16 protein-coding genes and 1 pseudogene are annotated in these 21,677 nt (G+C 55.7%); 6 read left to right on the plus strand and 11 right to left on the minus strand.

The window, feature by feature from the left end:
- Positions 1–261: 261 nt before the first annotated feature.
- Positions 262–1,461, plus strand: a pseudogene (locus HALA3H3_RS11785) (methyl-accepting chemotaxis protein); the annotation flags it as partial.
- Between the two features lie 69 nt (positions 1,462–1,530).
- Here HALA3H3_RS11785 and HALA3H3_RS11790 read toward each other — a convergent pair.
- From HALA3H3_RS11790 to HALA3H3_RS11810, 5 genes are all read right to left on the minus strand, one after another.
- Entirely contained in the window at positions 1,531–2,394 is an 864-nt protein-coding gene (locus HALA3H3_RS11790) for an ABC transporter substrate-binding protein (RefSeq protein WP_022521814.1), read from the minus strand.
- 177 nt (positions 2,395–2,571) lie between these two features.
- Positions 2,572–3,906 (minus strand): NAD-dependent dihydropyrimidine dehydrogenase subunit PreA, encoded by a 1,335-nt coding sequence (preA, locus tag HALA3H3_RS11795; protein ID WP_022521815.1) that lies wholly within the window; start codon positions 3,904–3,906, stop codon positions 2,572–2,574.
- Positions 3,903–5,282, minus strand: coding sequence for an NAD(P)-dependent oxidoreductase (locus tag HALA3H3_RS11800; RefSeq protein ID WP_022521816.1), 1,380 nt, complete (start codon positions 5,280–5,282; stop codon positions 3,903–3,905). The genes preA and HALA3H3_RS11800 overlap by 4 nt, the downstream gene beginning before the upstream one ends.
- A gap of 34 nt (positions 5,283–5,316) precedes the next feature.
- Positions 5,317–6,756 carry a dihydropyrimidinase gene (hydA, locus tag HALA3H3_RS11805; protein ID WP_009285886.1) on the minus strand — a complete coding sequence of 480 codons (1,440 nt, stop codon included), beginning with the start codon at positions 6,754–6,756 and terminating at the stop codon, positions 5,317–5,319.
- A 62-nt stretch (positions 6,757–6,818) separates the two neighbouring features.
- Positions 6,819–7,685: a nitrilase-related carbon-nitrogen hydrolase gene (locus tag HALA3H3_RS11810; RefSeq protein ID WP_022521817.1), complete on the minus strand. Its 867-nt coding sequence runs from the start codon at positions 7,683–7,685 to the stop codon at positions 6,819–6,821.
- 617 nt (positions 7,686–8,302) lie between these two features.
- On the opposite strand from HALA3H3_RS11810, the gene HALA3H3_RS11815 reads away from it, so the two are divergent.
- Positions 8,303–9,820, plus strand: a complete 1,518-nt coding sequence (locus tag HALA3H3_RS11815) for an NCS1 family nucleobase:cation symporter-1 (RefSeq protein ID WP_022521819.1) — start codon at positions 8,303–8,305, stop codon at positions 9,818–9,820.
- Between the two features lie 14 nt (positions 9,821–9,834).
- Here the strand turns inward: HALA3H3_RS11815 and HALA3H3_RS11820 are convergent, their stop codons facing one another.
- Complete coding sequence (locus tag HALA3H3_RS11820) at positions 9,835–10,737, minus strand: LysR family transcriptional regulator (protein ID WP_022521820.1); 903 nt, start codon at positions 10,735–10,737, stop codon at positions 9,835–9,837.
- A gap of 204 nt (positions 10,738–10,941) precedes the next feature.
- Between HALA3H3_RS11820 and HALA3H3_RS11825 the strand changes: the two genes are divergently transcribed.
- On the plus strand, positions 10,942–13,650 hold the full coding sequence (locus tag HALA3H3_RS11825; RefSeq protein WP_022521821.1) for a bifunctional diguanylate cyclase/phosphodiesterase: 2,709 nt from the start codon (positions 10,942–10,944) through the stop codon (positions 13,648–13,650).
- Here HALA3H3_RS11825 and HALA3H3_RS11830 read toward each other — a convergent pair.
- The 5 genes from HALA3H3_RS11830 to HALA3H3_RS11850 are packed head-to-tail and all read right to left on the minus strand — an operon-like array spanning position 13,647 to position 18,482.
- Positions 13,647–14,663, minus strand: a complete 1,017-nt coding sequence (locus tag HALA3H3_RS11830; protein ID WP_022521822.1) for a CobW family GTP-binding protein — start codon at positions 14,661–14,663, stop codon at positions 13,647–13,649. The genes HALA3H3_RS11825 and HALA3H3_RS11830 overlap by 4 nt on opposite strands.
- Positions 14,664–14,666: 3 nt before the next feature.
- Positions 14,667–15,719 (minus strand): GTP 3',8-cyclase MoaA, encoded by a 1,053-nt coding sequence (gene moaA, locus HALA3H3_RS11835; protein ID WP_022521823.1) that lies wholly within the window; start codon positions 15,717–15,719, stop codon positions 14,667–14,669.
- Positions 15,716–16,987 (minus strand): molybdopterin molybdotransferase MoeA, encoded by a 1,272-nt coding sequence (moeA, locus tag HALA3H3_RS11840; RefSeq protein ID WP_022521824.1) that lies wholly within the window; start codon positions 16,985–16,987, stop codon positions 15,716–15,718. The genes moaA and moeA overlap by 4 nt, the downstream gene beginning before the upstream one ends.
- On the minus strand, positions 16,984–17,610 hold the full coding sequence (gene mobA / locus HALA3H3_RS11845; RefSeq protein ID WP_022521825.1) for a molybdenum cofactor guanylyltransferase MobA: 627 nt from the start codon (positions 17,608–17,610) through the stop codon (positions 16,984–16,986). Before mobA ends, moeA begins: the two co-directional genes overlap by 4 nt.
- A complete protein-coding gene (locus HALA3H3_RS11850) occupies positions 17,607–18,482 on the minus strand; it encodes a formate dehydrogenase accessory sulfurtransferase FdhD (protein WP_022521826.1) in 876 nt (291 codons plus the stop codon). Before HALA3H3_RS11850 ends, mobA begins: the two co-directional genes overlap by 4 nt.
- Before the next feature lie 198 nt (positions 18,483–18,680).
- Here HALA3H3_RS11850 and HALA3H3_RS11855 point away from each other — a divergent pair, with 198 nt between their 5' ends.
- From HALA3H3_RS11855 to HALA3H3_RS11865, 3 genes are all read left to right on the plus strand, one after another.
- Positions 18,681–19,121: a DUF3305 domain-containing protein gene (locus HALA3H3_RS11855; RefSeq protein WP_022521827.1), complete on the plus strand. Its 441-nt coding sequence runs from the start codon at positions 18,681–18,683 to the stop codon at positions 19,119–19,121.
- A complete protein-coding gene (locus tag HALA3H3_RS11860; protein ID WP_022521828.1) occupies positions 19,118–19,750 on the plus strand; it encodes a DUF3306 domain-containing protein in 633 nt (210 codons plus the stop codon). Before HALA3H3_RS11855 ends, HALA3H3_RS11860 begins: the two co-directional genes overlap by 4 nt.
- A 199-nt stretch (positions 19,751–19,949) precedes the next feature.
- Positions 19,950–21,677 (plus strand): 4Fe-4S dicluster domain-containing protein, encoded by a 1,728-nt coding sequence (locus HALA3H3_RS11865; RefSeq protein WP_022521829.1) that lies wholly within the window; start codon positions 19,950–19,952, stop codon positions 21,675–21,677.

Below are 21,677 nucleotides of genomic sequence, written 5' to 3' on the forward strand. Positions count from 1 at the left end.
CATCATCCGCAATACGCGCCGAATCCGCGTACTCATGAGTGACAGCTACCCCTATAAAACGGCGCTATCCGATCTCGTCAGGCGGTTGGTGCCGAACTGACTGCTCGGGCTCCCCCGGCCCGACGCAATGGGGGGAAGGGGGAGGTGTGTCTGAACGACGAAAAGTGGTTAAAAAGTAGCCGATGTAAGTCGAGCCAATAGGTGTTTAGCGGTGTTAGCCTGAGTGCGGTACTGGCTGAGGTGCTATGAGAAATCCAGGTTAGTGCTTACAATGATCATCGGGCTGAACGAAACAAGTCGATGATTGCCGATTATGAGAGCGGCATGCAGTTTCTTACTTATATTGATATCGCTGTACTTTTGATTGCCGCGTTAATCGTTCTGTTTGTTCGCATCGCGATGGTGGGCTCTATTGTAAAACCACTAAACGAAGCAGTGGAGCATTTTGAGCGTATTGCCCAAAATGATCTCTCTGGTAAAGTAGATGACCGTGGTAGCAATGAGATCGGCAAGCTGTTTAGTGCTATGCAGCATATGCAAAGTAATTTGGTTAAAACCGTTTCTGAGGTACGCGATAGCAGCGGCTCGATTCATATCGGGGCGCGTGAGATTGCCAGTGGTAACTCGGATCTATCCTCGCGTACCGAGCAGCAGGCGTCTTCCCTGCAGGAAACCGCCGCCAGCATGGAGCAGTTAACCGCTACCGTTAAACAGAATGCCGATAATGCCCGCCAGGCCAGCCAGTTGGCGAACGATGCCTCAAGCACTGCAAGCAATGGTGGTGAAGTGGTTGAGCAAGTAATTACCACCATGCACGGTATTTCTAGCAGCTCGCAAAAAGTGGCGGATATTATTACCGTTATCGACTCTATCGCCTTTCAAACCAATATCTTGGCACTCAATGCTTCTGTGGAAGCAGCGCGGGCAGGCGAACAGGGTCGTGGTTTTGCCGTGGTGGCGAGTGAAGTGCGTAACCTGGCCAGCCGCAGTGCCGATGCCGCCAAAGAGATCAAAGCACTGATTGAGGCGTCATCCACCCAGGTGAAAGAGGGCTCAGCATTAGTCGAAAGCGCCGGTGCTACGATGCGGGATGTGGTCTCCTCTGTGCGCCGGGTGACCGATATTATGGATGAAATCTCCGCGGCTTCTCAGGAGCAGAGTTCGGGTATTGAGCAGGTCAACCAAGCGGTTGCCCAAATGGATGAAGTGACCCAGCAGAACGCGGCCCTGGTTCAGCAGGCGTCGTCAGCGGCCAGCTCGTTGGAAGAACAGGCGGCGCGGCTTGAAAGCGTTGTCTCGGCTTTTCGTTTAACTGAGGGGGAGAGCCGTACGCAACACGCCCCGCTTACCTCGCCCCAGCACACGCCACAACACTCATCTCAACAGACACCAGCGCTGATGCGGCCAGCGACGCGTAGCCTAACCACGGCTAGCGCTGAAGATGATTGGGAAGCTTTTTAAGCCAGCGTTTCTCGCCGCTTAGGCTGCGTTCCCCCTCCGCCATTGCTGTAAGAGGGGGGGAGTGAGCGCTTAGTTACCTGACGAGTTTAGTGCTACTGCAACTTCTTCAACCTGTAGCGCCAGACTCTGCAGGCCGCCGCCGGAGAGGTACCACAGCGCGGGCGTTAGCATAATGACCCGCGCTTTCTCAGCTCCCGCATCTAAGAGCGTTTGCGCTAAGGCATCCGCGTCGGCGGGTTCATCGCCAATCGCGGCGCTGCGATCAATCACCAGTACGACCTGCGGATCAATTTCGCTAATCGCCTCAGGAGAAAGCGGGGTAAAGGTACGGGTACCGCGGGTTTCAGAAGTGACACTTTCGGGCATCTCTAATGCTGCAATGCCCAGTACGTCGTGAACGACCGGGTGCTGATTCAGCATCAGATTGCCGCCGTTGTGGGTTACCACCAGCGTGCGAGGAGCGTTGCTTAGCGCTTCGCGCTGGGTCTCAATCTCGGCATGCAGTGTACCAAGCGCCTCTTCGGCTTTGCTTTCCACTGCTAAACGACTCGCTAGTTCGCGTACATTGGCGTCAAAAGTAGCTAGGTAGTCGTCACCCTGTAGGCTGGTGTTGAGCAGCGGGGCGATTTTGCCAAGCCCCTCTTCCCACTCACCCTGGCGGCCAGTGTAAAGAATCAGGCTAGGCTCGCTTTCGCCAAGGGCATCCATATCCGGTGAGCGCAGGCCGCCAATATCGGTGACGTCATCGGCTGCATACTGCTCAAGATAGCCAGGCAGGCTGGCTTTCGGTACACCCACTACCTGCTCGTTTAAACCTAGTGCATCCAGCGTATCCAGGCTGCCTAAGTCGAAGGTGGCGATTCGCTGGTCGGCGCTCGCGGTGGCGCTGGCAGTTGCTAAGAGTATAGCGGTGGTAGTGGTAGCGAACTTCATTGGGTTTCCTTTTGTGAGAAAGAATTTTATATGCGATATTTTCTCATGTTCTCAAGGATGCTGACTTTTGTCGCTACTGGGTGATGGAACAGTATGTTGCAGAAAACGCGACCGCCCTCACAAACTGAGGGCGGTGGGTAGCGCTAACGGCTGTTTAAAAAAAAGAGGGTAAAGAGGTTAAGAGGCGACCCGGAAAGGATTGCGTGGGTCGTTATCCCAGGCCAGGAAGGGTTGGCCGGTCTCCTGGGGCACCATGGTGATGCAGTTCTCCACTGGGCAGGTTATCTGGCACAGGTTGCAGCCCACACACTCCTCTTCGATCACTTCATAGCGGCGCGATCCGTCCTGCTCGGTGAGCTTGGCAATCGACTGGTGGGAGGTATCCTCGCAGGCGATATAGCAGCGGCCACATTCGATGCATAGATCCTGGTCGATCTTCGCGATGGTTTTGAAGTTGATGTCTAGGTGTTTCCAGTCGGTGGTTTGCGGTATCGCCTTACGGGAGAACGCCTCGATGGAGTCGTAGCCTTTTTCCGCCATCCAGCGAGAGAGGCCGTCTTTCATCTCCTCCACAATCCTAAAGCCGTTGAGCATCGCTGCCGTACACACCTGCACGCTGCCGGCACCTAGGGCGATAAACTCCGCCGCATCCCGCCAGGTGGAAATGCCGCCAATGCCGGAGATGGGTAGCGTTGGAGTGGACGGATCACGGGCGATTTCCGCCACCATGTTCATCGCGATGGGTTTGACAGCGCTACCGCAGTAGCCGCCGTGAGTGCTCTGGTGGCCGACGGTGGGCTTGGCGACCATATTGTCCAGGTCGATACTGGTAATCGAGTTGATGGTATTGATCAGCGATACCGCGTCGGCCCCACCCCGCAGTGCTGCTTGGGCACCGACGCGAATATCGGTGATATTAGGTGTGAGTTTGACGATTACCGGTTTGGAGTAATGCTTCTTGCACCAGTAGGTGACTTTCTCGATCAGGTCGGGGTTTTGGCCCACCGCCGCGCCCATGCCGCGCTCCGGCATTCCGTGGGGGCAACCCAGGTTGAGCTCGATGCCGTCCGCGCCAGTGGCTTCCACTAGCGGCAGAATGTAGGCCCAGGCTTCTTCATTACAGGGCACCATAATGGAAACGATCAGCGCACGATCGGGCCAGTCCTTTTTCACCTGAGTGATTTCTTTAAGGTTGATCTCCAGCGAGCGGTCGGTAATCAGCTCGATATTGTTAAAGCCGATCACCTCGCGGTTTTTTCCGTAGTGGGCTGAGTAGCGGGAGGAGACATTCACCGCAGGCGGCTCTTCGCCAAGGGTTTTCCATACCACGCCGCCCCAGCCAGCTTCATAGGCGCGTACCACGTTGTAGGCTTTATCGGTGGGCGGTGCAGAGGCCAGCCAGAATGGATTGGGGGCTTTAATGCCAGCAAAGTTAACCGATAGATCAACGCCATTAACCACGCTGTCACCGCTGTCTTTCTTACCCGGTGGTGTAAAAGTGAGTGTGTTCATGCGGCCTCCTGCTTGGCAACAAGCGCCTGATGAATGGCGTGAGCCGCCAGTTTGCCGTGTTGCACGGCCTGAACGGTAAGGTCTTGACCGGGCTTCACACAGTCGCCACCGGCATACACATTGGGCAGTGAGGTTTGGAACATCTCATTAACGTGAATGCGCTCGCCGTCCCGGGCAAGCTCAGCGGCGGTGGTATCGCTTAGGCTCGCGCCTTCGAAGCCTTGGCCGATGGCGGTGAAGACAGCATCGGCGGCGATCTCAAAGGTTTCTCCAGTAGGGGTTAAGCGGCCCGCTTGATCATGGGTCTTGGCAAAGCGCATGCCCGTCACGCGGCCTTGATCATCCAGCAGAATCTCGTCGGGCTGGGCCCAGGTCACCATCCGCACGCCGTTGGCTTTGGCAATCTCTTGTTCATGGTCGGTGGCGGACATGGCTTCAATGCCGCGACGGTAAACCAGCGTTACCTCCGTAGCGCCTAAGCGGGCCATTTGGGTGGCCATATCGATAGCGGTATTGCCCGCGCCAATCACGATACAGCGTTTGGCCACCGCAAGGCTGCCCAGATCGTCGGTCTGGCGGAGAACCTTGATGTAGTCCACCGCAGGCATCAGACCGGGTGCTTGTTCCCCGGTTAAACCCAGGGCACGGCTAGCGCCCAGGCCCAAGCTGAGAAACACGCTATCGTACTGATTATGGAGCGTAGCAAGCTCCAGGTTTGCGCCCAGCCGTTGGTCGTACTGGATCTCGATGCCACCGATCTCAAGCAAGAATTCCACTTCCTTGCGGGCGAAGTCGTCGGTCATTTTGTAGCGGGCGATGCCGTGCTCGTTCAGCCCGCCAGGCTTTTGTTCGGCTTCAAAGATGGTCACCTGATGACCGAGCATCGCCAGTCGGTGCGCGCAGGAGAGCCCGGCAGGTCCGGCGCCGACCACGGCCACATGACTGCCGGTAGAAGTGGCGCGTTTGAAGGGGTGGCCGTCGAACTGCATATGGTCGGTGGCATGACGCTGCAGCAAACCGATCAGCACCGGCTGGCATTCGGCGTCGTGGTTGCGCACGCAGCTACGCTCGCAAAGAATTTCCGTGGGGCACACCCGGGCGCAGCTGCCGCCTAAAATGTTGGCTTCCAGAATGGTTTCCGCCGCGCCGTTGATATTGTTCTCGCTGATCTGGCGAATAAAGCTGGGAATATCAATATCCGACGGGCAAGCCTCGACGCAGGGCGCATCAAAGCAATAGAGACAACGCTGACTTTCGATCATCGCCTGGCGATGGGTCAGCGGCGGATGTAGGTCGCTAAAGTTGCTTGCCAGCGTATCCGGGTCGTAGGTGCCGACCTCTTTTGCGCTGGGTAGGTGGTTCAGTGGGCTAGTCACAGTAAAGCCTCCGCTGTTGTTATGGGCACAGCTGTTATCTTTTTACGGCCATCGGCGCATTCAGCTCGGCGCGCTTGGCCAGCAATTCGAAGACACCGGGGTAGGCGGGGCGCTCCAAATAGCGGCCCGCACCGCGCTCGGCACGCAGCTCACCATCCCGCCACACCCATTTGCCCTTGCTAATGGTGTGACGGGCAATGCCGCGCACCGTTTTGCCCTCGAAAATGTTGAAATCGACGTTCTGGTGGTGGGTTTTGGCAGAAATCGTCCGGGTGCCGTTGGGATCCCACACCACGATATCTGCATCGGAACCTACTTGAATCGCCCCTTTGCGCGGGTAGAGGTTGAAAATCTTGGCGGTGTTGGTCGATGTCAGCGCGACAAACTCCTGGGGCGACAGCTTGCCGGTGTTGACGCCTTCATCCCACAACACGGCGAGGCGGTCTTCCACGCCAGCGGTGCCGTTGGGGATTTTAGTAAAGTCATCCTTGCCCGCGGCTTTCTGATCGGCACAGAAACAGCAGTGGTCGGTGGCGGTGGTTTGCAGATTGCCCGACTGCAAGCCGTGCCAGAGCGCTTCCTGGTGGCCCTTGGGCCGGAAGGGCGGGCTCATCACGTGGGCAGCGGCGCGGCCCCAGTCGGTATCCTGGTAGACGCTATCGTCGATGAGCAGGTGCCCGGCTAAGCATTCGCCATAAACCGGATGACCCTGCTGGCGGGCGTAGGCAATTTCATCGACGGCATCTTTGGTGGACACGTGAACCAGATAGATCGGTGCGCCCAGGGTGCTGGCAATGCGAATCGCCCGGCTGGCCGCTTCGCCTTCCACCTGGGGTGGGCGCGAAAGCGGATGGGCTTCCGGCCCGGTCATGCCCTGGGCGAGCAGTTTTTGCTGCATGTGGTAGACCAGCTCACCGTTTTCGGCGTGAACCGTAGGCACCGCGCCTAGCTCCAGACAGCGCGAGAAGCTTTCCACCAGAATGTCATCAGTGGCCATGATCGCGCCCTTGTAGGCCATAAAGTGTTTGAAGCTGTTCACCCCGTGTTCATGAACCAGGGTGCCCATTTCCTCTCGCACGCTATCGTCCCACCAGGTAATCGCCACGTGGAAGGCAAAATCGGTGGCGGCTTTTTCCGCCCAGCCTTGCCAGGTTTCGAAGGCCTCAAGGAGCGACTGACCTGGCTGTGGGATTACGAAGTCGATGATCGAAGTGGTGCCCCCGGCCAAGGCCGCGGCGGTGCCGGTATAGAAATCTTCGCTGGCCACGGTGCCCATGAACGGCAGTTGCATGTGCGTATGGGGATCGATACCGCCGGGCATCACCAGTTGATCGCTGGCATCGACAATTTCACACCCTTCAGGGACATCTAGATCGGTGCCAATCGCATGGATTTTACCGTCGACACACAGTACGTCTGCGCGGTAGGTATCGGCGTGGGTGACCACGGTGCCGCCCTTGATTAATAAGCTCATCGTTCGCTCCTGTTGTTTTTAAATAGAAAACTTAACCAGCAACCTGTTTTTTACCAGCAGAATCATTCACCGTCGGTCAGGCGGGTATAGGTTTCCGGGCGACGGTCGCGGAAGAACTGCCAGTTGTTGCGTACCTCCCGCACCATGTCCAAATCGATCTCGTGCACCAGCAGCTCGTCTTCTGTTTCGCTGGCCTGAGCTTCGATTTTGCCGCGGGGGTTAACGATATAGCTGGAGCCGTAAAAGTCGCCGATGTTCCACGGCGCCTCGGTTCCAACTCGATTGATCGCAGCGATAAAGCAGCCATTGGCGGCGGCAGAGGCAGGTTGCTCTAACTCCCACAGGTATTGGGAAAGACCGGCCACGGTGGCGGAAGGGTTGAAAATCACCTCAGCGCCGTTGAGAGCAAGCGCCCGCCAGCCTTCGGGGAAGTGACGGTCGTAGCAGATATATACGCCGATTTTGCCGTAGGCAGTATCGAACACTGGCCAGTTGGATTTTCCCGGCTTGAAGAAGAATTTTTCCCAAAAACCGGCTACTTGGGGAATATGGGTTTTGTGGTACTTGCCTAAGTAACTGCCGTCAGCGTCGAATACCGCTGCGGTGTTGTAGTAAACACCGGTTTCAGTCTCTTCATACACCGGCACGATGATCACCATGCGGTGCTCGGCGGCGAGCTTCTGCATCATCTGGCAGGTAGGGCCTTCCGGTACCCGCTCGGCGGCGGCGTACCACTTGCCGTCCTGGCTGGGGCAAAAGTAGGGCTGGTTAAACACTTCCTGGAAGCAAAGCACCTGCACGCCCTGGTCAGCCGCTTGCTGAATCATTGGCAGATGTGCCTCGTTCATGGCGTCGCGAATAGCTTCTGGTTCAAGATCGGTGCTGGTTTTCAGGCCCAACTGAATCAACCCGATTTTCATATTCTGCATGAGACGCTCCCTCTGATTGTTGATGTGTAGCGTATGTTTGTAGTGTTCTTGAAACTAGTTTTGTAAAGCTGACGAAATAGACAGCTTTTGTTGAAAGTAGCGCTGGGTAGGTGGTTTTAGCAAGTCTTTAAAGGAGATTTGTTAAATCGTCTTTAACTCATTGAGTTTGCTTATTTTTATTGTTCCATTTGGTGATATTCACTTTTTTGGTGAGGTCTTGCACTGTTTTGGATGGTTTTTTTATTCTTTTAAAATCATTGGTTTGGTATATTTCTAGCGAGTGTTTTTGGTTTTTTTCTGTTTGAAATTGGTGCAAATATTTTTTTTGATCTAGCTTTGTTTAGTTGGTTTTTGTTTTAGGTGGGGAAAATATAAAGATAACAAGCTAACAATAATAATGTTGTCCATGAAGGCAGCTTTTTAATCAATGAGTTAATTGACCTGCTTTTTCAAGTAGGCATGCTTATTGCTTGTTTTCTAAAAGCTATGGTTTCTAAGAACGATGGTTTTGAAAAACAATGGTTTCTAAAAGCCATGATTTCTAAGCGCCTTTTTGAAAAGCTCCACTGGCCGTGGGAGCTAGGCAGCGCAATAACGCAATGCTGAGGAGATAAAAAATGACCGAAACAACCTCTCAGATGGTGGATCGAGGTGGGCTGATAGAGCTAGATGTAGGGGACGATGTACGCAGTAGTTCGCGCTTTAATGAGGATATTGCGCCTACCCAGGCCAGCGAGCGCACCTGGAGTAAGTGGAATATTGCGGCACTCTGGGTAGGCATGTCGATCTGCGTGCCCACCTACACCCTAGGCGGGGTATTAACCGCCTACTTCGGGCTGAGCGTGGGGGAGGCGTTGTTTGCCATTTTGTTGGCCAACGTGATCGTGCTGATTCCTCTTACCTTAAACGCCTTTCCCGGTACGAAGTTTGGTATTCCTTTTCCGGTGGTTTTACGCTCTTCGTTCGGTATTTTAGGTTCCAACGTACCCTGTCTGGTGCGCGCCCTGGTCGGCTGCGGCTGGTTTGGTATTCAAACCATGTTTGGCGGTTTGGCCATTCATCTGTTGCTCTCCGAGTTGATTCCCGCTTGGGCTGCGATGGGCGGTGTTGGTGAAGTCATCGGCTTTTTTGTCTTTGGTGCGATGAATCTCTATGTGGTGATTCGTGGTGCAGAGTCGATTAAATGGTTGGAAACCTTCGCCGCACCGCTGCTGTTAGCCGTTGGTGTTGGGCTGATGATATGGGCGTGGCCAAATATGTCGATGTCCGAACTACTGGCACAGCCGCCGTCGCGGCCTGAAGGGGCATCGGTATACGGCTACTTCTTCGCGGGCTTAACCGCCATGGTGGGTTTTTGGGCCACGCTGTCGCTGAATATTCCCGATTTCAGTCGCTTTGCCAAAAGCCAAAAAGATCAGATCGTTGGTCAGGTGATTGGGCTGCCGCTAACGATGTTTTTCTTTGCCGCACTCGGTGTCGTGTTAACCGCTGCTTCCGAAACGCTGGTAGGGGAAACCGTTGCCGACCCGGTACGTTTGATTGGCTATATCGACAGCCCCTTCTGGGTGGTACTGGCGATGCTGTTGATCATTATCGCCACGATCTCTACCAATACGGCTTCTAACATCGTGTCGCCTACCAACGATTTTCAGAACATTGCGCCCAAATTGATTAACCAGACGCGCGGCGTGCTGATGACTGGCGCGGTGGGCGTGTTGTTGATGGGCTACGATCTGCTGCAAAAAGCGGGCGTTATTCCGCCAGGGGTTTCTCTGGAGCAGATGTACTCCAACTGGCTGCTGGGTTACTCCAGCCTGCTGGGGCCCATCGCGGGCATCATGGCGGTGGACTACTTCCTGATCAAAAAGCAGCGTTTGGATGTGCCCAGCCTGTATATGGATAACCATGCTTATCCTGCGGTGAACATCGCGGGTTTTATCGCCTTTGGCGTGCCGGTGGCGCTTACGTTGCTATCGCTGTTAACTGGCACCATGAACTGGTTCTACGACTACGGCTGGTTTACCGGCTCGGCGCTGGGGGCAATTGTTTACTATGTGGCAAGCCAAGTGTTGGTGTCATCGCCCCAGGCGGGGCCAGCGCCGATAATGGCCAATGAGGCAACCGAGCAGCGTTAAACATACTGCCGGGTTTAGCTGCTTTTGATTAAGCGTAGAAACGCATCGACCACTCGGTTGGGGCGGCGGTCGTGGCGGGTGATCAGCACAAAGGGGATGCGGTAGTGCTGCGTGTTGGCATGCAACGCTCGCATCTTGCCCGCTGCCACCCACTGTGCAGCTACGTGTTCAGGCAGAAAGCCGATAAAGCGCCCGGTAAGAATCAAAAAAGCGGCGCCTTCTCGGTCGGATGCTGAGGCACGAAGGCTTAGCGCATCATGCGCCTGTCGGGCCTCAACCGGTAGCGGATAGCGGGGCGAAATAGCCGAGTGTTGGGCGATATCAGCACCACTGAGCGTGTCGTCGTCCTCCGTAAACAGGGGATGGCCAGCCGCACAGTAAAGATATGATGGCTCATCATAAAGGTGCCGCGCTTCTAAACTGGTGGGCAGGTTCACTGCAGGCACTACGCCGACGTGCAAGTGGCCATCCATCACCCCTCGAATGACCGCGTCAGAAGGCTCCATATGAATATGCAGCGTGACCTCATGCTCCGGCGCGCTGAGCTCAGCCAGTGCATTGGTCACGTGCATGGCGGGTAGTGTCACCAAATTATCGGTAATGCCGATATTCAGCTCGCCTTTAATCGTTTGGTGCAGGGCGTTAACGTCGCTTTTAAACGTTTCAAGCGCGGTCAGTAGCGTCAACCCTGCCTGATAAATCTCTTTACCCTCTTCGGTTAAACTAAACCCGCCACGCCCCCGCTGGCAGAGCGAAAACCCCAGCCTCCCCTCCAAGTCGTTCATGTGTTGGCTAATCGCCGAACGACTAATGCCCAGCGTGGTTTCCGCCGCGGTAAAGCCACCGCACTCAACGACCGTCTTAAAAATACGGATTAGGCGTATCTCGTAGTCGCTCATTTGGCCCAGCGATGCCATAACAATTTCCTGGTAGATTGGCTATCCATGCATAACGTCACGCTTTTCAGGGCATTAACGGTGATAAAAACTGATATACATCCTAAAAGCACCGCGGCACTATCGGATAAAGCCACGTGTCAGCGCGTGTTATGTATCATTTTTAGTTACTTTTTACACTGTATCAGGTGTCCCCCTGGGTTACCTGAATAAGGCTTCTGCGCGATGTCCGCTACCTCCAATGATGTAAATGATGATGTATTGAAAGCCACCAAGACTTATCGCCAACAGCGCCGCCATGTGATTGGGCTATATCTGCTAGCACTGCTTGTCATGATGGTGCTTTTCGGCTGGCTGCTGAGTGAACAGTATCGGCAAGAAATTGAGGCCGCCGAGTCGCGGATTACCGCCCGCGCTAATGTGGTTGCTGAGTGGGCAAAAGGCGTATTTGCACAAAGCGGGCAAGCGCTTTTTGGGCTTGCTGAGATGCTAACCCTGCAAGGCATGCCAGATAGCGATAATGCCCAGGCCCTTCAGCGCTCGCTAGAAAACCTGACCCTGTATGTGCCCATGGTGGACGAAATCGCTGTGTTGAGCGCTGAAGGCCGAGTAATGGCGAGTGGCCGCAGCAGCCGAAGAGCAGGTGCTGATATCAGCGATACGACGTTGTTTAATGCCTTTAAGCAAGCAGGACAAGAAGAACTGATTACCCCGCTTTACTGGTCTATCAGCGACCAACGCTACTATTTGTACCATGGTCGACGATTAGAAACCTCGTCCGGCGAGTTTGCTGGGGTGGTCATCTCTAGCATTGTACCTGAAGTGTTTGCCGACGCTCTGGAGCAGATGAGTGTCTATGACGGCGAGAGCATTGCCCTGGTCGACCCCGGATTAAAATTTATTGCTCGCTACCCGACCCCCGAAAAGCCATTTTCGATTGGCAGTCAAATTGAGAGTCCAGAAACGGCCGAGTGGCTTACCCGTGGTGAGTCCACATGGTCAATCAACATTGACTCACCTATTGATGGCCGAAAACGGCTGTTTCGCATGCTGAGAGTTGGCGAGTATCCGATGCTGGCTGTGGTTGGCGTTGATCTTCACGAATTGCTCTCGGCCTGGCGGCAGCGTGCTTTGATTTTAATGTTGGTGACGGCAGTGATTGCCCTGCTGGGTGCTTGGGGGGCGCGCCACTACCTGAATCGTTTAGCGTTGTCGCATCAACTGCGTCAGCGTATTGAGGAGCGTGAACAGGCTCGTGCCGAGGCCCAAATCGCTGCTGCCGCCTTCCAGACGCACTTAGGCATCCTTATTACCGATCCACAGGGCATCATTCTTAAGGTGAATGAGACCTTTAGCCGCATTACCGGCTATAGCGAAGCGGAGATAGTGGGTAACAATCCGCGCATGTTTAGCTCTGGGCTACAAAACGCCGCCTTTTACCGCCGTTTATGGAAGCGTGTTATCAAAACCGGCAACTGGGAAGGCGAGATATGGAACCAGCGTAAGAATGGTGAACTGTTTCCCGAGTGGCTAACCATTAGCGCTGTCTACAGCGTTGAGGGCACCTTAACTCACTACGTGGCCACCATGAGCGATATCAGCGAGCGTAAAGCCGCTGAGCAAGAGATTCATCAGTTAGCATTTTATGACACCTTAACCGGGTTGGCCAACCGGCGGCTGTTTATGGATCGCATAGGTAATGCCCTTAAAGAGCTTCAGCGCCATCAGCGTTGCGGCGCACTGCTATTTATCGATATCGATAACTTTAAGCAAATCAATGACACTCTGGGGCACTATGCGGGGGATCAAGTATTGCAGAGCGTTGCTCGGCGAATAGGGCAGATGTTGCGCGATACCGATACCTTGGCGCGGCTGGGAAGCGATGAATTTGCGGTATTAATCGAAGGCGTGGATAGCAATTACGCTCAAACCACCCGGCTGGCAGAGCGTATTGCGCACAAGCTGCTGGCAACTCTTAACGAATCAATCACTCTGGCCGAAGAGAGCATCACGGTGACGGGGAGCATTGGTATTGCGATCATGGCCAGCAATGAGTACGGCGTGGATGACTACCTGCAGCAGGTAGATATGGCGCTCTTTCAGGCTAAGAACAACGGCCGCCATGGCGTGTGCTTTTTTGACCCCTCGATGCAGGCTGCGCTACTGGCCCATGTGAAATTAGAAGCGGATCTGCGCCAAGCGCAGGCCAGCCAGCAGTGGCAGCTCTATTATCAGCCCCAAGTGGATCACCATGGCGTGATCACTGGCGTTGAGGCGCTGCTGCGCTGGCATCATCCTGAACGCGGCATTGTTTCACCAGGCGATTTCATTCCGCTGCTGGAAAGCAATGAGCTGATAAACGATGTAGGCGAATGGGTATTGGAAGATGCCTGCTATCAATTAGCGCGTTGGGCGCAGCATCCACAGCTCAGCAAACTGACCATATCGGTGAATATTAGTCCGCTTCAGTTTCGCGATGAGCAGTTTCTGGCTCGTGTAGAGGGGGTGTTTGCGCGCACTCAGGCGCCGCTTCAGCGGCTAAAACTGGAGGTGACCGAGTCACTGTTTGTGGAAGCGCGAGACGACGCCAGAGATAAAATGCTTGCCCTTAAAGCGCGCGGTGTACGCTTCTCTCTGGATGATTTTGGCACCGGCTACTCGTCCCTGGCCTATTTAGCGCAACTGCCGCTGGATCAACTGAAAATTGACCAATCCTTTGTGCAGCAGGTGCTCGAAAGCCAAGCCAACGCAGCGATTGTCGAGAGTACCATTGCCCTGGCAGAGAGCCTCAATCTAGAGGTCATTGCAGAAGGCGTAGAGACCAAAGCGCAGCAGGCGTGGCTACTGGCGCACGACTGTCACGCTTATCAAGGCTATCTGTTTGGGCGGCCGGTTACTGCAGAGGCCATCGAGAGATTGATTACGGGCGCTTAACCCAGCGTCAGTAAGCGGAGTTGGCCTTCGATATCGAGAGCGGGGCTCGTATCGGGAAGAATAACTTCCAGCCGGGAGTCTTGCCGCCACGCGCTGCTTTCAACGCTCAGCGTACCTCCGGCGCGGTTAAAGCGTTTCCAGCCGCTATCGGTATGAAACACGCCTTTAATGCGTGCCTCTCTGGGGAGTTCTCCCAAACAGGTGGCCAAGCTATCCAGGTCGAAGCGCTCGCTTGGGTGCCAACGTAACCCCGTACTGGTGTAGCCCAGCGAAGTGCCGGTTTCACGCTGGGGCTTGCCGGGCGGGGGCGGAAAATCAAAAAAAGACCCGGCTAAGCTGGGTGTTGTCGCCAACTGTTGATGGTTGGCGGGTACGCTGATATCGCTCCCTTCGGCGCGTCCGCTCTGGGTCAACAGTCCTATGGGTAGTTCGCCTTGGGGAGCTTCCTGCACCCATTTACGCGGCGGCCAGCGCTGTGCCACAAACGCATGAGCGGCGCCGAGCTGCTCGGGCGTGCTCTGGTCGAGCATGGTGAGTGCCACGGCATCGGCCATATCGAGCTGGTCGCGGAAGGTGTCGTGCGTTCGGGAGCGGGCGTCATCTAATCGGCGTGGGTCGAGAGTAGCAATAATATCGCGTACCTCGACCACTTCCTGGAAGGCTTCCCCTCGCAGTAGATCCAACAGACCTGCCGGGTGGCCAAGGCCTGAGGGCTCGATGATGACGCGATCAGGCTTGCTGCGTGCGAGTAAATTCACCAGCGCCGCTTGCAGTACAAAGGCGAGCTGGCAGCAAAGGCAGCCGCCGGGAAGGCCCTTCACCACCACATCGTCACGGGCATCAAACATCGCCTGGTCGATGCCGATTTGGCCAAACTCGTTGACCAAAATGGCCCATGTTTCATCCACAGGCTTCTGTTCGATGAGGCTGTGGATAAGCGTTGTTTTACCGCTGCCGAGAAAGCCGGTAATGATATGCACCGGCACTTTTGCCAACCGTTCTGACGCTGCCAACGCCTAGCCCCCTGTCATATTCATAAAGCGTACTACCTGCACATCGCCATCGGTGGTGAAGTGATGGCGCTCGGGCTTAAGCGGCAGGGCGTTGATGATCGCCTCTTTTAGCGCCTGCATATTACCGGGGTGACGGCGTAGCACGGCGCGAAGATCGACCGAGTGTTCGTTGCCTAAGCACAGCAGCAAGCGGCCTTCCACGGTCACACGCACCCGGTTACAGGTATCGCAAAAGTTGTGGCTATGGGGGGAAATAAACCCAACCCGGCTGTCGCTATCGGCCATCTTGAAGTAGCGCGATGGGCCGGGTGTGGTTTCGGTCGTGGGGATCAGCGGATAGCGCGTTTCGATCAAGTCTTGAACGTCATCGCTGGAGTAGAAGGTTTCCGCCCGTGAGTGGTCAGAAACATCGCCCAGCGGCATCTCTTCGATAAAGCTAATATCGAGGTTTTCCTGGCGTGCAAAGGTGACCAGGTCTATTACTTCGTCGTCATTGCGACCTTTTAAGATCACCGCGTTGAGCTTGATGCGTTTAAAGCCCGCTTCCTGGGCGGCATGAATGCCGTCGATCACTTTGGCTAAATCGCCGGTGCGGGTGAGCTGCTTAAAGCGCTCCGCATTTAGCGAGTCCAGACTAATGTTCAGCCGCCGCAGACCGCTTGAGTAAAGCTGCTTGGCGTGCTTGCGTAGGCTGGCACCGTTGGTGGTCATAGTGAAGTCGTTAAGGCCTGGCATGGCGCCGATCTCATCGACCAGTTGCTCAATGCCGCGGCGTACCAGCGGTTCGCCGCCGGTAAGGCGAATTTTCTCGACCCCCAACTCAGTGAAGGCGCGCGCCACCATGGCGATCTCTTCCAGCGTCAGTACCTGGGCGCGGGGCAGAAACGTCATCTCCTCGCTCATGCAGTACACGCAGCGGAAATCGCAGCGATCGGTGACCGAGATGCGCACGTAGCTAATGCGCCGACCAAAGTCGTCGATCAGTTGCTGGTCAGCGTCTGGCTGGACAGATCGCTGCTGATTAGCTTGTGGTTGTGCGGGTCGTTGCTCGGTCATAGCCATCCCGTTAGTGGTTGTATGCTGACTACCTCGCCTGGCTGGGCGCCTGCCTGGTCGTCGGCAAGCTCAATCAAGCAGTTAGCAGCCACCATCGAGGTTAAAATGCCCGAACCCTGGGCGCCGGTACTACGCACGAGTAACCGTCCTTCGCTATCAGTATGGTAAACGCCACGGATAAAGTCAGTGCGCTTCAAGCGACTTTTTATGGCGGTGTCGGCAATCGCAGTAAGGCGATGGGGTGTTGATGTCGGCTGCCCATACAGCCGATCCAGCAGCGGCGAGACAAACTGTAGAAAGGTTACCATGACCGCCACCGGATTGCCGGGCAAGCCAACAAACGGCGTGCGCTTTTCACCCAGCCAGCCGCAAGCCATGGGGCGCCCAGGTCGCAGCGCTACCCGCCAGAAGGCTAGGCGGCCTAACTGTTCCAGAGCCTCACGGGTAAAGTCAGCCTGGCCAACGGAAACACCGCCGCTGGTGATTACCAAATCGCTCTGCTCTGCAGCGTCTTCAAGGGCCGTTTTAATGGCGTTTAAATCGTCTGGGAGAATGCCCAGGTCAATGACATCGGCGCCGTGTTCGGCAAGCAAGCCCATCAGGGTGAAGCGATTGGCATCGTATATACCTGCTTTGGGCAGCGGCTCACCGGGAGCAGCGACTTCATTGCCAGTGGAAAAGATCGCCACCCTTGGGCACTGACATACGGCAACATCTGCGTAACCTAACGACGCTAAAAGCCCTAGGGCCGCCGCATCGAGCCGTGCTCCCGCAGGCAGTGCCGTGTCGCCGAGACCAATATCCTCACCGGCCTGGCGAACATGTTGGCCGTGTTTGAGGAGTTCTGGCGACGCGATGATCACATGCCCAGGCTGCTCATCTAACGGTTCGCGGAGCTGTTCACTCATCACCACGGTATCGGTGCCCGGCGGCAGTGGGGCACCGGTGGTGATGCGTACACAGTGACCGGCAGGTACTAATTCGCGGCGATACTGACCGGCCAACACCTCTCCAGCCAACGGCCAGCGGGTCTGCTTGGCTCCAACACCTTCTCTGGGCAAGGCTAGCGCTACGCCGTCCATGGCCGCATTGGTATTTTGCGGCACGTTAATGGGGGCTTTCACGGTTGTGGCCAATCGGCGACCATGAGCCTGCGCCAGCGGAATCCGTTCGCTGCCCAGCGGGCGTTCAATCAAGGTGGCGAGCGCCTGACGCGCTTCGTCCACGCTGAGCATCTGCTCGCCAAGATCAAAGCAGGAGAGGGTCATTTCACCTCCTTGCTCGAAGAACCCATGAGTATTTTTTCCAGGTGCAGCTTCTCTTCCTCAGTATTAAGGTTAGCAAAGGCATCAGGGCAGTCCGACATATCAACCTTGCACCAAGCATGGCGAGCGTACCAACGATCGATCTTACGCTCGCCCTCGGCCAAGGTGGCGGCCAAATCATCGGCCAGCGAGGTACGCAGTAGTGCAACTACCGGGTGCAGCCGTTCGCCATCAAAAGCCACAGCGATATCATGCTGGCCAATACCTTGTACCATGCGCGCCACTAAATCGTCAGGTAGGGCGGGGGAGTCGCAGGGAACGACCAGTAGCCACGGCGTTTTTGCCGCCTGCAGGCCGCTATAGATCCCCATCAAAGGGCCTTTAAAGCCGCCTTCGGCACCGTCCATTACAACATCCGCTATAACGCGATCGGCAAAAAAGCGGTAGGCGTCAGCATTGCGGTTGGCGTTAATCAGTAGCTCGGCCACCTGACCTTCAAGGCGCTTCACCACATGGCCGACGAGTGGCAGGCCCGCAAAAGGCTCCAGCCCTTTGTCACGACCGCCCATTCGGCGCCCTTCGCCGCCCGCGAGAACCATGCCAGTGAGGTCGTGAGTAGGGATCATGAGCTTGCCTTTTTTGATGAGCGGTATTCTTGCGATGAACGGGCATGGGATGGGCGCGGTGGAATAGCGTCCAGGGCTAAACGGTTTTGGGTGTTGATCGCTTGGAAATGGCGCCCTTTGGCGCGGGCAATTAACATCACGCCGAAGCGTTCGGCCAGTTCGACGCCTTTTTGGGTGACGCCTGAGCGAGAAACCAGCACGCTAATGCCCATTTGTGCCACTTTGAGTACCATTTCGGAAGTCAGTCTCCCGGTGGTGTAGAAAATATCCGCATTGGCGCTGTCGGCCTGTTGTAGCCATTGGCGCCCCGCCAAGGTATCCACCGCGTTATGCCGTCCTACGTCTTCAACAAAGTCGAGTACGTCGGTTTGCTGGCACAGCGCGCAGCCATGAACGGCGCCAGCGCTGCGGTAGGTCTCGTTGTAGGCGTTAAGGTTTTGCAGCAGCTGATAAAGCGTGGATTGTGCCAATTGAGTATCGGGCAGCGCCGTGAGAGCGGTTTGGTCGAGCAGTTTACCAAATACCGTGCCCTGGCCGCAGCCGGTGGTGACCGTACGGGTGCTTAAGCGTATTTCTAAATCCTCGGGCAGATGGCGAGTAATCACTACCGCGGCTTCTACTTCCCAATCGACTTGCACGGCCTCTAAATCAGCCGCGGCGTTCAGCAGCCCCTGATTGCGCAGATAGCCGACCACCAGAGCCTCCGGGTCGTCACCCAAGGTCATCAAAGTGACAATTTCACGCTTGTTGAGGTAGACCGTCAACGCTCTTTCAGCGGCAATCGCCTGCTGGCGTGCATCGCCATACTCGTCAACGATGCTGATCTCGGTAGTGGCCGGTAAGCGGGCTCGGCTTAACTGAAGGGCGTGCATCCGCAATCCTCGCTGCTGATATGAAAGCATCTGAGCCTGATAAAATACCTGAGTAAAAAGGTCAGAGTTGACGATGATGGCGCTGGAGAGGCTTACTTGTCTACCTGTTCGACTGCTATCCGTTCAAAGTCTAGGTGCTTCGCTTAAGTACTGTGCTCAAGTGCTGTGCTTAGATACTTCGCTAAGGGGTTTAACGCGATGTCTGATAATTTACGTTCACTGAGTATCACCCTGGTCGCCGAGGCTAAGCAGGTGAAAAGCTTTACGCTAACCCAGTGGCGTATTGCAGAGCTTACCCTGAGTGATCAGGGCCCCAATGTGCTTAACCTGCAGTTGTCGATGACCGAGCGTGCTGCCTACCGTTTCAACCTGACGTCTGCCACCCCACGGCTATTTGTGCGAGCGGGTTTTACTGGGCAAACACCCAAACCTGATGCGATTACCGCTAGTCAGGACGTGGCAGCCGGTTGGATGGACGGTGAGCAGCAGGTGCTCGAAGCACCAATGCCCATGGCCATTCAGGTCTGGATTGAGAGCTACCTCGCACGCCACGGCGAAGCGCCGATGGAGATGCGCAAGAAAAAACGCAAAGGAGCGGGGCGCGCCAAAGAGACCCCCACCAAGGAGCAGCCGCAATGAGCCGCCTAGAGCGCTGGTCGCGCCTAAAACGCAACGTTCCCCAAGAGCAAGATGCGCCGCCGGTTACAGAGCCCGTTGAGGAACTGGCGGCCAAATCGGATATTTCACCTGATGCCGCGCAGGAAGCGCCAGAGCAGGCATCACCAGAGCAGTCTCCTGCAGAACAATCGCCTTCAGAACCAGCACCTAAGCCCGGCAGCTTAGACCACACCTTGCCCGACCCTGAAACGCTGGAAGCGGGCAGCGACTTCAGCGCCTTTATGGTGCCAGGAGTAAGCGGAGCCCTGCGGCGGCGTGCTTTGAAACGCCTGTGGGCCACCGGCAACTACAACGTTCGCGACGGCCTGGATGACTATGATGCCGACTACAATCAGCTGTTAAAGCCCATGGACTCCGAGCTCGCCAGCAAACTGCGCCGCTGGACGCATAAAGTGGAAGAGGCGGTTGATAAGTCGCTAGACGAGCCCGAGTCCCCAAAAGAGTTGGCAGAGAACGAGCAAACAAGTGAGAAACCGGTCGCGCTAGAGGACGACTCCTCAACACCTCGCGATGATGGTGTCAAAACTGTAGAAAACACCTTACTAGACGACCAGTCTGATTATTTATCTGATACTAAGACGAAAACATGAGATTAGTGATAAAATTATAAAAATCAAATTATTGGGTGTGTTAACAGTCGCCAGCGTTGGCAGCGTTGACGGTAATTAATTTGGCAAAATACGTATTTCGCCATAGGCTGAACTTAGCTTCTATGCATTGTTATGCCACAATAGTTAGATGGTATAACTCAAAATTATAATAAGAATTATTCACTGACCGTGAGAGCGCATGAATCAACGAATCCAACTGGCGTCGCTAGACGACCAGCGCAATGCCGAGGCTCGGGAGACGGTACGCCAGCGTATCTCGTGGCCCGCTAACCTAACGCCTGCCAATGTGACCTATCACAGCCGTGGTCATGCGCTGCTGCTCGGCAGTGAGCGCGATACCCGACAAGCCGCGCGTATTCTGCAAGGGCGTGGTTTGGCTTCATTGACGCTGGTTTTCACCGCGCCCAACGCCGCAAATGTTGACGACGGGGTAAACGATAGCGACTTGCTTGCTGCCACCGAGATCCTCACCACCCAGGCGCTAACTAATGCCCAGGCTGAAAAGCTGCACATTAGCGGCCATTTGGGCATGTTCAAAGCGGTAATTGGTGGTGATGAGCCGCTTGATCTAGCCCGTGCGTTGATCGAGCGAGAGGCGTTCGACCTCATCCTGGATTTAAATACCACTCCTCGCCTACCCGTTGAGTTACCTCCGCCAGGTTATGTGGTGATGCAGTGGCAAAACGTTGAGCAACGCAGTGATACCCTTGACGATTTTGTAGGGCTAGTGGGCGAATTCGACAAGCCGCGCTACTTCCAGGTCAACAGCGACTTATGTGCCCACTCTACCAGCGGCAACATTGGCTGTACCCGCTGTTTGGATGTTTGCCCCGCGGATGCCATCTCCAGCATTCAGGGGCGGATTGAATCTCACATCGAGATTGATCCCTTTCTCTGCCAAGGCGTGGGCAGTTGCACCAGTGCCTGTCCCACTGGCGCTATCGAATTTCGCCTACCGGAAACGCGCCGCCAGCAGGATACGCTCTCTGCTTGGCTGGGCGCCTACCGCGAAGCGGGTGGTCAAGCGCCGGTGCTGCGTTTTATTACCCATGATTCCCAAGATGCTGAGCGCGCAGCGGGCGTAGTGCCCGCAGGTCATGTCATCGATGCACCGCTTGAGGAGCTGGGAGCAGCGGGGCACGACCAGTGGCTAACCGCTCTGGCCGCCGGTGCCGCCGAAGTGCGTATCCAACTGCACCCCAATATGCCCGCCCGCTTAAGTGCCTTTTTGACCGATCAGCTCACTCAAGCGCATGCCCTATTGGACGCCCTAGGCCATGACCGTGCTCGCATAAAGCTGATCGAGATAGCCGATGATGCAGGCAGGGATGCGCTACCGGCACTCACGCCGTTGACAGAGTCACCGCTAAGCCTGCCTGAGCCAGAAAAGCGTGCGCGCTTGAATCAAGTGCTCGCGCGGTTGGCTGAATTGGGCAACCCCAACGGCGAGCGGGCTGCGGTGCCGGCAGGCGCTGCCTACGGCGCCATTCAAGTCGATAGCGATGCCTGCACGCTGTGCCACGCCTGTGTCAGCAACTGCCCGACCCCGGCATTAAAATCAGGCGGCAAAACGCCCGCGCTGAGCTTCCTTGAAGCGGACTGTGTGCAGTGTGGCTTGTGCGAGCAGGCTTGCCCGGAAAATGCGATTACTCTGATGCCCGGCTTCTTGGCATCCAATGCCCGCGAAACGCGACACATCTGCCACGAAGAAGCGGCCTTTGAATGCATCAGCTGTGGTAAGCCGTTTGCCACCGTGAGTACGGTAGCGACGATTAAACAGAAGTTGGCTAATCACCCCTACTTTGCCGGCGAGGCGATGATCCGTCTGGAAATGTGCGAAGACTGCCGGGTTAAAGATGTCTGGAAAACCATGATTCGCGACCCTGACGCGCAACTGAAGGTATAA

The organism is Halomonas sp. A3H3 (assembly GCF_000982975.1).
Classification (GTDB): domain Bacteria; phylum Pseudomonadota; class Gammaproteobacteria; order Pseudomonadales; family Halomonadaceae; genus Vreelandella; species Vreelandella titanicae.

Excerpts from the sequence above, each read along its gene's own strand:
- HALA3H3_RS11790 (WP_022521814.1), bottom strand. The coding sequence starts at position 2,394 with ATGAAGTTCGCTACCACTACCACCGCTATACTCTTAGCAACTGCCAGC.
- preA (WP_022521815.1), bottom strand. The coding sequence starts at position 3,906 with ATGAACACACTCACTTTTACACCACCGGGTAAGAAAGACAGCGGTGAC.
- hydA (WP_009285886.1), bottom strand. The coding sequence starts at position 6,756 with ATGAGCTTATTAATCAAGGGCGGCACCGTGGTCACCCACGCCGATACC.
- HALA3H3_RS11810 (WP_022521817.1), bottom strand. The coding sequence starts at position 7,685 with ATGCAGAATATGAAAATCGGGTTGATTCAGTTGGGCCTGAAAACCAGC.
- HALA3H3_RS11815 (WP_022521819.1), top strand. The coding sequence starts at position 8,303 with ATGACCGAAACAACCTCTCAGATGGTGGATCGAGGTGGGCTGATAGAG.
- HALA3H3_RS11820 (WP_022521820.1), bottom strand. The coding sequence starts at position 10,737 with ATGGCATCGCTGGGCCAAATGAGCGACTACGAGATACGCCTAATCCGT.
- HALA3H3_RS11825 (WP_022521821.1), top strand. The coding sequence starts at position 10,942 with ATGTCCGCTACCTCCAATGATGTAAATGATGATGTATTGAAAGCCACC.
- moaA (WP_022521823.1), bottom strand. The coding sequence starts at position 15,719 with ATGACCGAGCAACGACCCGCACAACCACAAGCTAATCAGCAGCGATCT.
- moeA (WP_022521824.1), bottom strand. The coding sequence starts at position 16,987 with ATGACCCTCTCCTGCTTTGATCTTGGCGAGCAGATGCTCAGCGTGGAC.
- mobA (WP_022521825.1), bottom strand. The coding sequence starts at position 17,610 with ATGATCCCTACTCACGACCTCACTGGCATGGTTCTCGCGGGCGGCGAA.
- HALA3H3_RS11850 (WP_022521826.1), bottom strand. The coding sequence starts at position 18,482 with ATGCACGCCCTTCAGTTAAGCCGAGCCCGCTTACCGGCCACTACCGAG.
- HALA3H3_RS11855 (WP_022521827.1), top strand. The coding sequence starts at position 18,681 with ATGTCTGATAATTTACGTTCACTGAGTATCACCCTGGTCGCCGAGGCT.
- HALA3H3_RS11860 (WP_022521828.1), top strand. The coding sequence starts at position 19,118 with ATGAGCCGCCTAGAGCGCTGGTCGCGCCTAAAACGCAACGTTCCCCAA.
- HALA3H3_RS11865 (WP_022521829.1), top strand. The coding sequence starts at position 19,950 with ATGAATCAACGAATCCAACTGGCGTCGCTAGACGACCAGCGCAATGCC.